This window comes from Flaviaesturariibacter aridisoli, assembly GCF_004343705.1.
Lineage (GTDB): Bacteria > Bacteroidota > Bacteroidia > Chitinophagales > Chitinophagaceae > Flavisolibacter > Flavisolibacter aridisoli.
This window is the reverse complement of record NZ_SKFH01000018.1, coordinates 23,603-37,938: the sequence shown is the minus strand read 5'-3', so window position 1 is coordinate 37,938 and position 14,336 is coordinate 23,603. Positions and strand designations below refer to the sequence as shown.

Sequence of the window (14,336 nt, the reverse complement as noted above, 5' to 3'; positions counted from 1 at the left end):
ACGCATGCTTTCGGCGAACGCTTCCTGCGATACCTTGTAGCCCTGATGGATCTCGAAGCACTTTTTACCCGCCAGATGGCCGGTCGCATCCCCGCCCTGCTGGCCGACGGCAACGCCCAGGCGGCCGTGGAATACCGGTTCGGCACCAATGATGATTACCTCGGCAGCCCGTTGCTGGTAAGCCTCGCGAAGTCGGTTGCGCCGGACGAAGACGCGGCGCTGCTGTATGTTTTCCAGCGGATGCTCGCCGCCGATCCTGCCTTGGCAGTAGCTGGCCCGGAATATCCCGGGGGCGGGGCCTTTTTCGACCGGCTGCTGGCCTATGGCTGCGTGTCGGGTCCGCTGCTGCACCGTATTTCTACGGAAGACGCCCGGGCCGTCCTCACTTCGCTTTTTTCAGAGATCCTCAGCAGCCCGGAAAGCAGCCTGCACCGGAACGGGTTGCCCGTCCCGCTCACTGTCCCATTCCTCCAGGAAGAACTGCTCCAGGCACGTGCTTTTGCCAACGAATGGAACGACAAGCGCTACTGGCTCGAAACCGCAAGCGCCTGGTATTTTTTCGGGTGGTCTTTTGCCGATTGACAAGTGCTGCGCAAGGGCACAAGAAAGCCCCGGTAGAAACCGGGGCTCGTCAACACACACTCGGCCGTGCCCGTGGCAAAGCACTGGCCGTGTAATCAAGAAGAAACCAACCATCTTGCTACTACGTTTTATTTTGCCGGCGCCTCAGGCCCTTCGGGTCGTCGGTTCCAGCAGGGGCGCGATCAGGCCTGCCCAGTGCCGGGCAGTGCGCTCCGCCGGTGCCGCGTCGCGGTACAGGTTCCACTTGCTGTCGTAAAAAGGGATCTCGGCGCTTTCGGCCGCGGTGCTTCCTTCGAGGTGCAGGTAGGTGCGGAGCAGGTATTCGTCCAGCCGTCGGGCCGGCAGCGATCCCGGACGGATGCCGCTGTAATCTTTCCTGATGGAGCAGGCGCTGAGGGCGTCGAGGGCAATGACCTGCTCCTGCGGCGCGCCCGTTGCCGGTTGGAAAAGCCACAACAGCCGGCGCTTGAGCGCATCCAGTCCGAGGACGCCGGTTTTTAGTATTTCGGGGCAGGGGCAGCCCAACCCATGGCGGCGGGCCGCTTCCTGAAACCGGGTGAGTAGTGGGTTCATGTCTGTTTGTTTTTTGTGGGTGCTGCAGTTCCGCCAATAGCGGTGGGGGCAACGCCTGTTTTGTTTTTGGGAGCGCGCCGGCATTCAGCGGCTACGCATTCTGCTTCCGGCAATAAGGGCGATGAGCAGGGCGGGCAGGGTGAAGAGCAAGAGCTTGTACCAGGCCCTGTTGTCGGTAAGCCCCGCCGCCAGGATCGTCCCGTTGACCAGGACCAGCATTAGGGTGACCGTGCCGGACACAGAAACTTCCCTGGAGTTTCGGTGCATGACGCTGTTTTAGTAAGTAAATGTGAGAGGGCAGAAGGGAGCGCGTTGCTCAGGCGATAGCGCGAAAGCTCTTGAGGCTCGAGTAGTAGAAAAGCTCGGAGCAGAAGGGGAGGAATTCAGGGAACGACCAGGTATAACAGTCGCTCAGGTCCAAGACGGGGTCCGGAACGATCACTGCGGGTTTTATATGGAGGCTGGTCATTGCCATTGCTGCAAACTTAAGCCGGGAACCGATAGGGGCGCCGCTCTCTGGTTTACAAAAAGTTAAATCAAGGCCGACGCGCCCATCAACGGTCCGAAAGGGGAGGGGCACCGCTGCTGCGTGGCCAACCGTTCCGGGTTTTCAACTAAGTTTGTATCCGTGGCCACGAATTTTTCATATCAATCCACCGCACCTGCCGTACGACGTCTCGTGCTCGACCTCGAGGATTGCTATACCTGGTCGTTCCCGGAGTTTTGTCCTTTTTGTACCGACCTGTACTATATCTCCAGCTTTAAGATCTTTAAGCCGGCGGCCTGATGCGCCAGGCACCTGCCGCCGTTATAACCGGCTTCTACTTTTTTCCTGATCCTATCTGCCTACCGGTCCCGTGTATGCGTCCTTTCGCGATGGACGGATCGGAGGAGCCATGAAGCCCGCAGCCCGCGGTGGCTAACGGTACCGCGCAGCCTGGCATTTCCGCGTCGCTTTTTTTATTCCCACAATTTAAAATCCTTCCCCATGAGGAAAGAACTCCTGCGGCCTTCGGCCCGTACCCTTATTTTGTTGGTGCTCAGCACCGTTTCAGCGCTGCTCCTGGCCCGGGCGCTCCTGGGCCATCCCGGCGCTTATGGGTGGTTGGTGCTCTTTGTTCCGTTACTCGTTATCGCAGGGTACGACGCCTTGCAAAAACGCCATACCGTAACGCGCAACTATCCTTTGCTCGGCCACCTGCGCTACCTGCTCGAATCCATCCGGCCCGAGCTGCGGCAATACTTTTTCGAGTCGGACCTCGATGGAAAGCCCTTCAACCGGCGGCAGCGCTCGGTGGTGTACCAGCGGGCAAAGAACCAGCGGCAAACCGTCGCCTTCGGTATGCAGGCCAACCCCTCGGCGCCGGGCTACGAATGGGCCGCCCACTCGCTGTACCCGGCGGTCATCTCCGAAAAAGACCTGCGTGTGCGCATAGGCAACGCGCAGTGCCTGCAACCCTACAGTGCCAGCATTTACAACATCGGCGCCATGAGCTTCGGAGCGCTCAGCAAGACCGCCATCGCGGCCCTGAACGAAGGTGCGCGGCTTGGCGGCTTTGCCCATAATACGGGCGAAGGAGGCATCAGCGACCACCACCTGAAGGGCGGGGACCTCATCTGGCAGATCGGTACGGGGTACTTCGGCTGCCGCGATGCTACCGGGCGCTTCAACGCGCTGGCCTTTCGCAGGAACGCGCTGCGACCACAGGTGAAGATGATCGAGCTGAAGCTGTCGCAGGGCGCCAAGCCAGGCCATGGCGGCATCCTGCCGGCTGCGAAGAACACGCCCGAGATCGCCGCCATCCGCCTCGTGGAAGCCGGCAGCACCGTGCATTCACCGGCGCGGCACACCGAGTTCGATTCGGCCGAAGGCCTCGTGGAATTCCTGCAACTGCTCCGCGAGTTGAGCGACGGCAAACCTGTCGGCTTCAAGCTCTGTATCGGCGCCCGGCAGGAGTTCGTAGACATCTGCGAAGCCATCTCCGCCAGCGGGCTGATTCCCGATTTTATCGTGGTGGATGGCGGCGAAGGCGGCACCGGCGCGGCACCGCTGGAGTTTACCGACCACCTGGGCATGCCTCTTTACGAGGCACTGGCCTTCGTGCACCAGACCCTGACACACTACGGCCTGGCCCAGCACATCACGGTCATCGCTGCGGGCAAGATCATCACCGGCTTCGATATGCTCAAGGCGATGGCGCTCGGGGCCTCGGTGTGCTACAGCGCCCGGGGCATGATGATGGCCCTCGGCTGCATCCAGGCGCTGGTATGCGACAGCGGCCGCTGCCCCGTGGGCGTGGCCACGCAGAACCCCGCCCTCTACAAGGGCCTCGACCCCGCCGACAAGGCCGTGCGCATTTACCACTTTCACCGCAACAGCATCGCCGCCACGCGCGAACTGATGGAAGCCTGCGGCTTCCGCCGGGTGGCCGATGTGGACGCCGCCCGCTTCTATCGACGCACCAGTGAGCAGGAGGTAAAAAACTTCAGCGAGATCTACTTCAACAAGAACGGCGAAACACGGAAACCCTTATTCAAAAACACGTTAAACTGATCCGGTATGCTACCCCAACAAACGATTACCCTGACCCGGGACGACTACGCCCTCATACGCGCGCAACTGCGCCTCGGCAGCGGTCGCTACGGGGCTTGTCCTGAAGAAAGGGACGAACTCGAGGAGGAACTGAAAAAGGCCGTGCTGGTAGAGCCGCACGAGATTTCCCCCGAAGTGGTGCGAATCCACTCCACCGTGATCATCTAGGAAGAGGGGCGCAAGCCCATCCGGCTCACACTGGTGCCGCCCGTCCAGGCCGACGTAAGCCGGCGCCGGGTGTCGTTCGTGTCGCCGATTGCCACGGCGCTGATCGGCTACCGCAAGGGCGATACGGTACGCTGCAACCTGCCGGGCGGGTTGCGCACTTATGTCATCGTGGAGGTATGGCAGGAAGCTGACCTTTGAGTGCGGTCCCTGCGTGAATCGAGCTTTCACTTCGGCTTACCGCGGTTGGGTCTCGCCCTGTACCTGGCGGCAGGCTTCCTCGCAACGGCGGCAGGCTTCCGCGCAGCGCTTGCAATGGTCGTGGTCGTGCATGCTGCATTCCTCCGCGCAAAGCCGGCAGGCCTCCTCGCACACACGCAGGAACGGGTGCGCGATCTCCGAATCGCGGAGCAGCAGCTGCGCGCCCAGGAAGCACAGCGCTGCACAGTCACGGTCCAGCTCAATGCAATGCGCCATGGCCGTGACGTCGCTTTCCTCAAGGCAGGCCGACATACATAGCTCGCAGGCCTGGGCACATTCCAGCAAGGTACGGATCAGGTCACTATGCGGGTGGCCGGAGTGGTGGTGGGAAGGATTCTGATGATTCATAGAACTGGGTTTTAAAACCTGGCTACAAAAACGGGCCCAATCGGAACTTTGTACAACCCCGGCAGGGATGTAGCGGGCTCGGCTTTTGCAGCTCCTGCCCCGGAAACCCCTCACCGAAAAGGCACACGACCGTATGGAAAAGACCAGAATCAACCTCGACATCCTGCTGCCCGAAGTGGCGCACGAACGCGATGAATGCGTAGAACGCATCATCCGCATGCTCGCCTACAAAAGGGGTATCGACAAGGTGCATGTAGTGCCCCACGGCGAAGACCACGGCGCGCAGCTCTGCTTCCATTACGACCCCACGGTGATCTCGATCAACAAGGTGGAACAACTGGCCCGGCGGGCCGGCGCGGAGCTGACCGAGCAGTACGGGCACCTGCTGCTCGAAACGGGCGGCGTGCGCCATCCCCGCCACGCCCGGCTGATCGAAGCCGAGTTGCGCCGGCAGACCGGTGTGCAAACGGTATCGGTATCGGGCACGGGCTTCCTCGAACTGGAATACAACAAGGGAACCGTATCGGAAGAAGCCCTCCTGAAGGCCGTACAGAAATCCGGCCTCCGCATCCGCAAGGTCGAAGACTTTCACCGCCACGGGGCAGCCCCTGCACCAGCGCCGGGAGTTCCGCACGATCATGACCATGAACCTGCCGGTGACGGCTATGCACACCCGGGAAAGCCTCCTGCGCACGACCATGATCACGCGCCTGGCGGCGTGTTCGGCGAGCGCACGGAGCTGATCTTCGCCATCATCTGCGGCGCCCTGCTGGGCATCGGCTTCGCACTGTCCTTTGTTCACGGACTGTCGCCGTATGTTTCCATCGGCTGCTATGTCGGGGCGTATTTCTTCGGTGGTTTTTATGCAACGAAGGAGGCCGTGGCCGGCATCAGCAAGGGTGCCTTCGAGATCGACTTCCTGATGATTGTAGCGGCCGTGGGCGCTGCTTTTCTCGGCCACTGGGCCGAGGGCGCGCTGTTGCTGTTCCTGTTCAGCATCGGCCACTCGCTCGAGCACTATGCGCTGGAAAAAGCACGCAAGTCCATCGCGGCCCTCACCGACCTGGCCCCGAAAACCGCCCTTCTCAAAGCGGGGGCGGATATCCGTGAGGTGGGTATCGGTGAATTGAAAACGGGCGACGTCATCGTGGTGCGCCCCAACTCCAAGATCGCCGCCGACGGCCTCGTGGTGCAGGGCAACAGCAGCGTGAACCAGGCGCCCATCACGGGTGAGAGCATCCCGGTAGACAAGGAGCCGCTTGCAGATATTCCCGCCGACCTGTCCAAGGTCGACAGCCTCGACGCGAAATACCGCGTATTTGCCGGCTCCATCAACGGCGGCGAGAACCTCGAAGTGATGGTTACCCGCGTGGCCGCCGACAGCACCATCGCGCGGCTGGTGAAGCTGGTGAACGAGGCGCAGACGCAGAAGTCGCCGACGCAGCATCTCGCCGATAAACTGGAGCGCTATTACGTGCCCGCGGTGCTGATTCTTGTTCTGTTGCTGCACTTCGCCTTCCTCGTGATTGACGAGCCTTTCAGCAGCAGTTTTTACCGGGCCATGGCGGTGCTGGTGGCGGCGAGCCCCTGCGCGCTGGCCATCTCCACGCCGAGCGCCTTGCTGAGCGGCGTGGCCCGCGCCGCCCGCGGCGGCGTGCTCGTAAAAGGCGGCCGTCCGCTCGAGGAGCTGGGTGCGCTCACGGCTATCGCGTTCGACAAGACCGGCACGCTTACCGAGGGCAAGCCCAAACTGACGGGTGCCCACCCGCTCGGCGGCATGAGCGAGGAGCAATTACTGGAGACGGTCATTGCCGTGGAGAAGCTGAGCGACCACCCGCTGGCGGCGGCCATCGTGAAGGGCGGCACCGAAAAGCTGGGGCGCGAAGTGCCGCCGGCCTCCAACGTGGAAGCGGTGCAGGGCCGCGGCATCAAAGCCGTGCGCAACGGCGCCGAGGTGCTCGTAGGCAACAAGCAGCTTTTTGAGGAATCCGGCCACGCCGTGCCGGATGAAGTGCGGACGCAGGTGGAAGCCCTCGAAGGGCAGGGGCATACCACCATGCTGGTGCAGGAGAACGGTACGCTCATCGGCATCATCACGCTGATGGACACGGCCCGGGCCGAGGCGCCCGAAGCCCTGGCGGCCCTGCGCAAGGTGGGCATCCGCAAAATGATCATGCTCACCGGCGACAACCAGAAAGTGGCAGAGGCCATTGCCGGGCCCATCGGCATCACCGAAGCGTTGGGCAACCTGTTGCCCGAACAGAAAGTGCAGGCCATCGAGCGCCTGCGTAAGGAAGAAGGCAAGGTGGCCATGGTCGGCGATGGCGTAAACGACGCGCCGGCAATGGCCAAGAGCACCGTCGGGATCGCCATGGGCGCCGCCGGCTCCGACGTGGCGCTGGAAACCGCCGACCTGGCGCTGATGGCCGACAAGCTCACCAACCTGCCTTTCGCCATCGGGCTGAGCCGCAAGGCGCACGCCATCATCCGGCAAAACCTGGTCATCAGCCTCGGCATGGTGGCCGTGTTGGTGCCGCTGACCATCTCGGGCCTGGCCCACATCGGCCCCGCGGTAGTCGGCCACGAGGGCTCTACAGTGCTGGTAGTGTTCAACGCCCTGCGGCTGCTGGCCTACAAGCGGTAGGGGCGCCGCTCGTTTTCGCGGTACCTTTGCCGTGTGAAGCTCCTGATCAAAAACATGGTTTGCCCGCGCTGCATCCGCTCCGTGGAAGCGCTCCTTGCCGAGCACGGCATGGAGGCAAAGGCCATCCGCCTCGGCGAGGTGGAGCTGGCTGCAGCGCCGGCACCGCAAACGCTCCGGCACTTTTCCGAAGCCCTCGCCGGCGCCGGCTTCGAGCTGCTCGACGACCAGAAAAAAGCGCTCATCGAGCGGCTGAAAACGCTGCTCCTGGAGCAGGCACAGTCCGGCGCCATCGAAGAGCACTTCAGCATATCGAAATACCTCGCGGGCGCCGTGTACAAAGACTACTCGAACCTGAGCCGCCTCTTTTCGGAGGTGGAAGGAATCACCCTCGAGCAATATTTTATTCTCCAAAAGATCGAGAAGGCCAAGGAGTGGCTCGTGTACGGCGAGTACAGCCTGGGCGAGATCGCCTGGAAGCTCGGGTACAGCAGCACGCAGCACCTGTCCAGCCAGTTCAAGAAGATCACCGGCATGACGCCCAGCCAGTTCAAACAACGTGGCGCGCCCCTCCGCAAGTCGCTCGACGACCTCGTTTGAACCAATAAAGTATACAAGTTCGCCATCCGGATGTAACAGGGAAGCGCCCGCCCGGGGCAACCTTTGTATCGTTATGGCAACAATCAATGAGATCGAACTTCCCCTCGCCGGCGTGGACAGCGAGCACTGCGCGCTGATCGTAGACAAAGGACTGTCCACTGTGCCCGGCATCCGCGCGCACCACGTGGAACTCAACAACCACAAGGCCGTCATTACCGCCGACGGCGAAGAAGCCGTGGCCGGCGCGGTGGCCGCCATCCGCGACCTCGGCTACGACGTGGAAACGGTGAAGCAAACTTTTCCCGTTACCGGCATGAGCTGCGCCTCTTGTGCCGCCAGCACCGAATCGATGATCCGGGCGCAGACGGGTGTCGTGGACGCTACCGTCAACTTTGCCAATGCTTCCGTGAAAGTCGAATATGTGCCGACGGTCGTCACGCCCGAACAGCTGAAGCGCAGCGTGCAGTCCATCGGTTATGACCTCGTGACCGAAGATTCCAAAGAAGCCCGGGAGGCCCTGGACGACCTGCACCGCGACAAGCTCCGTTCGCTGCGCAGGCGAACCGTTTGGTCGGTGGTATTGTCGGTGCCGCTCGTGGTCATCGGCATGTTCTTCATGCATATTCCCTACGCCAATTACCTCATGTGGGCGCTGGCAACGCCGGTGCTGCTCGTGTTCGGCCGGCAGTTTTTCGTCAACGCATGGAAGCAGGCGCGGCACCGCTCGGCCAACATGGACACGCTCGTGGCGCTCAGCACCGGTATCGCGTATGCATTCAGCGTATTCAACACGCTGTTCCCGGAGTTCTGGCACCGGCGCGGGCTCCACGCGCACGTGTACTTCGAAGCGGCTGCCGTGGTGATTGCCTTTATCCTGCTGGGCAAGCTGCTCGAGGAAGGAGCCAAGGCGTCCACGTCGTCGGCGATCAAGAAGCTGATGGGCCTGCAACCCAAGACCGTTACCGTAGTTCACGATGGGGGGCATATGATGGAGCTGCCGCTCGAGAAAGTGGCGACCGGAGATACGCTCCTGGTGAAGCCGGGCGAGAAGGTCGCCGTTGACGGCACCGTTACTTCCGGCGCCTCGTACGTGGACGAAAGCATGATCTCCGGCGAACCGGTTCCTGTGGCAAAAAGCACGGGCGAAAAAGTCTTTGGCGGGACAATCAACCAAAAGGGAAGCTTCCAGTTCCGGGCGGAGAAGGTGGGCGCCGACACACTGCTGGCGGGAATCATCCGGGCCGTGCAGGACGCGCAGGGCTCCCGTGCGCCGGTGCAAAAACTGGTCGATCGCATCGCCGGCATTTTCGTGCCCGTGGTCATCGGCATCGCCCTGCTTTCCTTTGCCGCCTGGTGGCTGCTGGGCGGCGCCAATGGTCTTTCGCAGGGCCTGCTGGCACTCGTTACCGTGCTGGTGATCGCCTGTCCCTGCGCCCTCGGCCTTGCAACACCTACGGCCATCATGGTGGGGGTGGGAAGGGGCGCGGGGCAGGGAATTCTTATCAAGGATGCCGAGGCCCTCGAAACCGCGCACAAAGTGAACGCCATCGTGCTCGATAAGACCGGCACCATCACCGCCGGCCGACCCGACGTGGTGGACAGCCTGTGGCTCAACGACCGTCCCGGCCTGCGGTCGCTGCTGTATGCGCTGGAGCGCGCCTCAGAGCACCCGCTCGCCGAAGCCATCACCCGGAGCCTGCAGGGAGCTGCGCAGCCCCTGATCATCGGGCAGGTAACTTCCATCACCGGGGCCGGCGTCGGGGGCGTCTACGAAGGCCAGCATTATTATGCAGGAACGGAGAAGCTGCTTGCTGAAAAGGGTGTCACCCTGCCGGCATCGGTAGTCAGCTGGAGCTCGGCGCAACGGGGCGAAGCGCGTACCGTGGTGTACTTCGCCTCGGAAGGGGAAGTGCTCGCGGCCTTTGCGATCGCCGACAGCATTAAGGACGGCTCCGCTGCCGCCGTGAGCCGGCTCAGGAGCCTGGGCATCGATGTGTATCTGTTTACCGGCGACAACCCGCAAACCGCGGCCGCCGTTGCCCGGCAGGTGGGCATCGGGCATTTCCGGGCGGAAGCCTTGCCGCAGGATAAGGCCGACTTTGTGCAGGAGCTGCAGCGGCAGGGAAAGGTGGTAGCCATGGTGGGCGACGGCATCAACGACAGCCAGGCCCTGGCGCAGGCCGACGTCAGCATCGCCATGGGTAAAGGCAGCGACATTGCCATGGACGTGGCCGGGATGACCCTCATCGGCTCGGGCCTCGACCGTATTCCTACGGCCCTGCGCCTGTCGCGGCTGACCGTACGCACGATCCGCCAGAACCTGTTCTGGGCCTTTATCTACAACCTGGTCGGCATCCCCATCGCGGCGGGGCTGCTTTATCCCGTCAACGGCTTCCTGCTCAACCCGATGATCGCCGGGGCGGCCATGGCGCTGAGCAGCGTGAGCGTGGTGGCCAACAGTCTCCGGCTCAAGTGGGCCCGGATCTGACATTTAAGTGAACAATTGAACCCGCTAAGTATAACAGGCAGGGCGCCCGAAGGGGGGAGCTTTGCAGCAAACATCAAGTAATGAAACTGCAATTCAAGACAAACATCAATTGCGGCGGTTGCGTGGCGGCGGTAACGCCGCGCCTCAACGAAGCCGAAGGCATCCGGAGCTGGAAGGTCGATACACAAAGTCCCGATAAAGTGCTGACCGTTGAAGCGGAAGGCCTGGACGCCGACACCGTATGCCGTATCGTTCAGAAGGCCGGCTTCACCGCTACAACCCTGGCGCAATAATTCCTGCCTCCATTCGTCCACCCGAAAAAACAATCCCATGAAACGTATTTTCCCGCTACTCCTCGCGCTCCTGTTTGCGGGCGCCGCCGAAGCCCAGGCAGATCCCGCTCCCGGAAAGCTGCTCGCCACGTACCTGCAGGTAAAAGACGCCCTGCTGGCCGGCGACGCCGCCCACGCGGGCGCTGCTGCCGACAGCTTTGTGCGCGTGGCCAACACGATCGATTACAAGCTGATCTCTGAAGACAATATCCGCATCCTGGCAGGCGACGCCGCCCGGATCAGCGCCGCCAAAAGCCTGGAAGCGCAACGCAGTGTGTTCGCCAACCTGTCGAAAAACATGGTGGCCGTAGCGCAATCGCTGAAGCTGTCCGACGCGCCGCTGTATGTCGACTACTGCCCGATGAAAAGAGCCTTCTGGCTCAGCGCCGGCAAGGCCATCCGCAATCCTTACTACGGCAACGCGATGCTCACCTGCGGACAGGTGCAGTCCACCATTCCATAAAGACCCTCCTAAACAGAAAGCACGTGATGAAGTATTGGCTGGCGATCCTGTTCGCTATGTTCCTGGCAGTAGGCGCCGAAGCGCAAAGTACCCGGGTGTTCTACCAATGCCCGATGCACCCCGAAGTGCAGCGCGACCGCCCGGGCAACTGCCCCAAGTGCGGGATGCCGCTGCTCAAACGAACGGTGCGTGTGGCGGCGCCCAAAGCCCCGGCCCGCAAGCCGCGGCCGGCGGCCGAACCGAAGGCCCCGGAAAAAGAACCCGTATCGCCCGAAGTGCAGCAAGCAGCACCGGGCATGGAGCTGCCGCACGTTACAGCGCCGCCCGCCACACCCGGTACCGCGGCCGCTGTGTACCGGCCCGAGTCCGTCAACCTCGCGCCGGGCAAGACGGTCGTGTACCATCTCTATGTGACCGACACCGTGGTAAACTTTACCGGGAAGCGACGGCACGCCTATGCCGTCAACGGGCAGTTGCCCGCGCCGACGCTCGTCTTTACCGAAGGTGATACCGCGGAGATTTGGGTGCACAACAACCTGCAAAAGGAAGCGACCTCGCTGCACTGGCACGGCGTGATCCTCCCCAACCGCTTCGACGGCGTACCCTACCTCACCACGAAGCGGATCGGACCGGGTGAATCGCATCTCTATAAATTCCGCGTCGTACAGAACGGCACCTACTGGTATCATTCGCATACGGCGCTGCAGGAGCAGCAGGGGATGTACGGCATGCTGCAGTTTCTGAAGCGCGGAGAAACCGCGGTGGCGGCAAGTGCCGTGTCGATGGGTAGCAAGCACGTGAACCTCGTGCTGAGCGAGTGGGCGGATGAGGCCCCGGTGCAGACGCAGCGCCGCCTGCGCAGCGGCAACGATTGGTATTCGATCCAAAAGCGGAGCACGCAAAGCTATTCGGAAGCGATCCGCGCGGGACACTTCCGGACCAAGCTGACGAATGAATGGAAGCGCATGAAGGCGATGGATGTGAGCGACGATTATTACGAGCGCTTCCTGGCAAACGGGCAGCCCGAAGCAAGCGCGGGCCCGTTCCACGCGGGCGATACGGTGACGGTGCACGTGGTCAACGGCGGCGCCTCTACCTACTTCTGGCTCCAGTGGGCCGGGGGTAAGATCGAGGTGGTGGGCAACGACGGCAACGACGTGGCACCCGTGCCCGTAGACCGCCTCCTCATTGCGCCCGCGGAAACCTACGACCTGCGCGTGCTGCTTCCCGCCGCCGGCAGCTACGAGCTGCGCGCCACGGCCGAAGACCGCACCGGCGCGTCCTCGATGTGGCTCGGCACCGGCACGCAGCATCCCGCGCCGCGCCTCGGCCGGCTGCAGTATTTCGCCGGGATGAAGATGATGAACGATATGATGAATACCGACGGCAGCATGAACGATATGGGGATGAAGATGAGCCTGCAGCAGATGGATATGAACTCGGTGATGTATCCCGAGCTGGCCGATACGGCACATCCTACCTACAACCCCGAACTGCTGACCCTCAACTACGGGATGCTGCGCGCGCCGCAGGCCACCGCGCTGGCCGGCGGACCCACGAAGACGCTCCACTTTCAGCTGACCGGCAACATGAACCGCTACCTGTGGACGCTTGACAACAAGACCGTGAACGAAGCCGACCGCATCCTGGTACAAAAAGGGGAAAAGGTGCGTCTCATCCTGACCAACAACTCGATGATGCGGCACCCGATGCACCTGCACGGCCACGACTTCCGCGTGCTCAACGGGCAAGGCGACTACGCGCCGCTCAAGAACGTGATCGACATCCTGCCGATGGAGACCGACACGATCGAATTCGCGGCTAACCAGGAAGGCAGCTGGTTCTTTCACTGCCACATCCTGTTTCATATGATGGCCGGCATGGGCCGCGTGTTTGAAAACTCGGAGCGCGCGCCCAACCCCGATCTGCCCGACAGCGCGATGGCGGCGCGTATGTTTCGCCACGACAACAACATGCTGCACCTCATGGCCCGCGCAGGTATCGAAAGCAACGGCAGCGACGGCGAGGCGATGCTTTCCTCCAACCGCTACGCGCTGCAGGGCACCTGGCACATCGGCACACAGCCGCACCACGGCTATGAGACCGAGCTGGCTTTCGGCCGCTACCTGGGGGCGAACCAGTGGTGGTTTCCCTACATCGGCTACGACTACCACCACAAGCGTTACGATTCGCCGAAAGAAGCGGCGGCGGAGGAGCGGAACCTGTTTGGCCAGCAAAGCAACAAGGCCAACCGCAGCACCTTTACGGTGGGTGTGCAGTACCTGGCGCCCTTCCTGGTGCTGGCCGATGCCCGGGTGGACGGCAAGGGCAAGTTTCGCTTCCAGTTGAGCCGCGAAGACATCCCCATCACGCCGCGCCTGCGCTTCAACCTGATGGGCAACAGCGACAAGGAATACATGCTGGGCTTCCGCTATGTGCTGCGCAAATGGCTCGCTTTGTCCACCCACTACGACAGCGATATGGGCCCCGGCGCCGGCGTAACGCTGACCTATTAACGGGAGCTTGCCGGACCGCGAATGGATGCGGCAACACCGGTTTTATTTTCCAGCTCAGCGCCGCACCAGCGGCGCTTTTCGTTTTACCTTTAGGAATCGCTTTTCCCGGTTTGTTGAACATAGCTTAGACCTCTCTGAATACCCGTGCCTGTATTTCTTCATCTTAAAACGATACCTATGCGCACGCTTCTCAAGGTCACTATGGACATGGCCGCCGGCAATGCCGCCATCGCCGACGGTTCGCTGCAAACCATCATCGAGGAAACCATTGATCGCCTCAAGCCCGAATGCACCTACTTCTATCCCGAGCACGGCAACCGCGCCTGCTTTATGGTCTTCGACCTGAAAGATCCATCAGACATCCCGTCCATCACCGAGCCGCTCTTTACCCGCCTGCAGGCGCAGGTGGAATTCTGCCCGGTCATGAACCGCGACGACCTGCAAAAGGGCCTGAAGGCCGCCTACAGCGCACGCCGGCAACCGGCGATGGGGTAGGTGAGCACAACGGATTGTTGCCGCGCCCGGGGCGCGGCTTTTTTTGCGCCTTGCTGTTGGTTATCCGCCCGTAAAGGGCGCTGCCGGAAAGACGCATACGGTGCGTCTTCTGCCGCCGCCGCATAGCGGCGGTATGTGTCAGCCCGGGGGTTCAACCCGGGTTGATAGGCGCCGCACGCCCGGGTGGCGCGTAGCGCCACTACGTGCCCGGGCGGATTTTATTCGGCCCGGTGAAAATGGGGCGCGCGGCACCAGTGCGGAAGGCAAACATTCGAAGGG

General features: G+C 62.1%; 15 protein-coding genes. 12 read left to right on the top strand and 3 right to left on the bottom strand.

Going from position 1 to position 14,336, the window contains the following annotated elements; genetic code table 11:
• Positions 1-45 precede the first annotated feature (45 nt).
• The gene (locus tag E0486_RS11740; RefSeq protein ID WP_131852374.1) at positions 46-582 is read left to right on the top strand and encodes a hypothetical protein; all 537 of its coding nucleotides are present in this window, start codon (positions 46-48) and stop codon (positions 580-582) included.
• A 144-nt stretch (positions 583-726) separates the two neighbouring features.
• Here E0486_RS11740 and E0486_RS11735 read toward each other — a convergent pair whose 3' ends face one another.
• Both E0486_RS11735 and E0486_RS11730 read right to left on the bottom strand, forming a co-directional pair.
• The gene (locus E0486_RS11735; protein WP_131852373.1) at positions 727-1,155 is read right to left on the bottom strand and encodes a hypothetical protein; all 429 of its coding nucleotides are present in this window, start codon (positions 1,153-1,155) and stop codon (positions 727-729) included.
• 84 nt (positions 1,156-1,239) lie between these two features.
• On the bottom strand, positions 1,240-1,422 hold the full coding sequence (locus tag E0486_RS11730; RefSeq protein ID WP_131852372.1) for a hypothetical protein: 183 nt from the start codon (positions 1,420-1,422) through the stop codon (positions 1,240-1,242).
• Positions 1,423-1,783: 361 nt separating this feature from the next.
• Here E0486_RS11730 and E0486_RS18890 point away from each other — a divergent pair, with 361 nt between their 5' ends.
• The 4 genes from E0486_RS18890 to E0486_RS11715 all read left to right on the top strand — a co-directional run bounded on the left by E0486_RS18890 (position 1,784) and on the right by E0486_RS11715 (position 4,114).
• The gene (locus E0486_RS18890) at positions 1,784-1,942 is read left to right on the top strand and encodes a hypothetical protein (RefSeq protein ID WP_165917304.1); all 159 of its coding nucleotides are present in this window, start codon (positions 1,784-1,786) and stop codon (positions 1,940-1,942) included.
• Positions 1,943-2,143: 201 nt separating this feature from the next.
• A complete protein-coding gene (locus tag E0486_RS11725) occupies positions 2,144-3,709 on the top strand; it encodes an FMN-binding glutamate synthase family protein (RefSeq protein ID WP_131852371.1) in 1,566 nt (521 codons plus the stop codon).
• 6 nt (positions 3,710-3,715) lie between these two features.
• Entirely contained in the window at positions 3,716-3,916 is a 201-nt protein-coding gene (locus E0486_RS11720; RefSeq protein WP_131852370.1) for a hypothetical protein, read from the top strand.
• A gap of 18 nt (positions 3,917-3,934) precedes the next feature.
• Positions 3,935-4,114, top strand: coding sequence for a GreA/GreB family elongation factor (locus E0486_RS11715; RefSeq protein WP_131852369.1), 180 nt, complete (start codon positions 3,935-3,937; stop codon positions 4,112-4,114).
• Positions 4,115-4,150: 36 nt separating this feature from the next.
• On the opposite strand, the gene E0486_RS11710 is transcribed toward E0486_RS11715, so the two are convergent.
• Entirely contained in the window at positions 4,151-4,522 is a 372-nt protein-coding gene (locus E0486_RS11710) for a four-helix bundle copper-binding protein (RefSeq protein WP_131852368.1), read from the bottom strand.
• A 133-nt stretch (positions 4,523-4,655) separates the two neighbouring features.
• Here E0486_RS11710 and E0486_RS11705 point away from each other — a divergent pair, with 133 nt between their 5' ends.
• From E0486_RS11705 to E0486_RS11675, 7 genes are all read left to right on the top strand, one after another.
• Positions 4,656-7,166 carry a heavy metal translocating P-type ATPase gene (locus tag E0486_RS11705; protein WP_131852367.1) on the top strand — a complete coding sequence of 837 codons (2,511 nt, stop codon included), beginning with the start codon at positions 4,656-4,658 and terminating at the stop codon, positions 7,164-7,166.
• Between the two features lie 33 nt (positions 7,167-7,199).
• Entirely contained in the window at positions 7,200-7,763 is a 564-nt protein-coding gene (locus tag E0486_RS11700; RefSeq protein ID WP_131852366.1) for a helix-turn-helix domain-containing protein, read from the top strand.
• 73 nt (positions 7,764-7,836) lie between these two features.
• Positions 7,837-10,251 (top strand): heavy metal translocating P-type ATPase, encoded by a 2,415-nt coding sequence (locus E0486_RS11695; RefSeq protein WP_131852365.1) that lies wholly within the window; start codon positions 7,837-7,839, stop codon positions 10,249-10,251.
• Between the two features lie 80 nt (positions 10,252-10,331).
• Entirely contained in the window at positions 10,332-10,544 is a 213-nt protein-coding gene (locus tag E0486_RS11690) for a heavy-metal-associated domain-containing protein (protein ID WP_131852364.1), read from the top strand.
• A gap of 37 nt (positions 10,545-10,581) precedes the next feature.
• Complete coding sequence (locus E0486_RS11685; protein ID WP_131852363.1) at positions 10,582-11,046, top strand: DUF3347 domain-containing protein; 465 nt, start codon at positions 10,582-10,584, stop codon at positions 11,044-11,046.
• A gap of 26 nt (positions 11,047-11,072) precedes the next feature.
• Positions 11,073-13,562, top strand: coding sequence for a multicopper oxidase domain-containing protein (locus E0486_RS11680; RefSeq protein WP_131852405.1), 2,490 nt, complete (start codon positions 11,073-11,075; stop codon positions 13,560-13,562).
• A gap of 177 nt (positions 13,563-13,739) precedes the next feature.
• The gene (locus tag E0486_RS11675) at positions 13,740-14,057 is read left to right on the top strand and encodes a DUF3303 family protein (protein ID WP_131852362.1); all 318 of its coding nucleotides are present in this window, start codon (positions 13,740-13,742) and stop codon (positions 14,055-14,057) included.
• Positions 14,058-14,336: the final 279 nt, after the last annotated feature.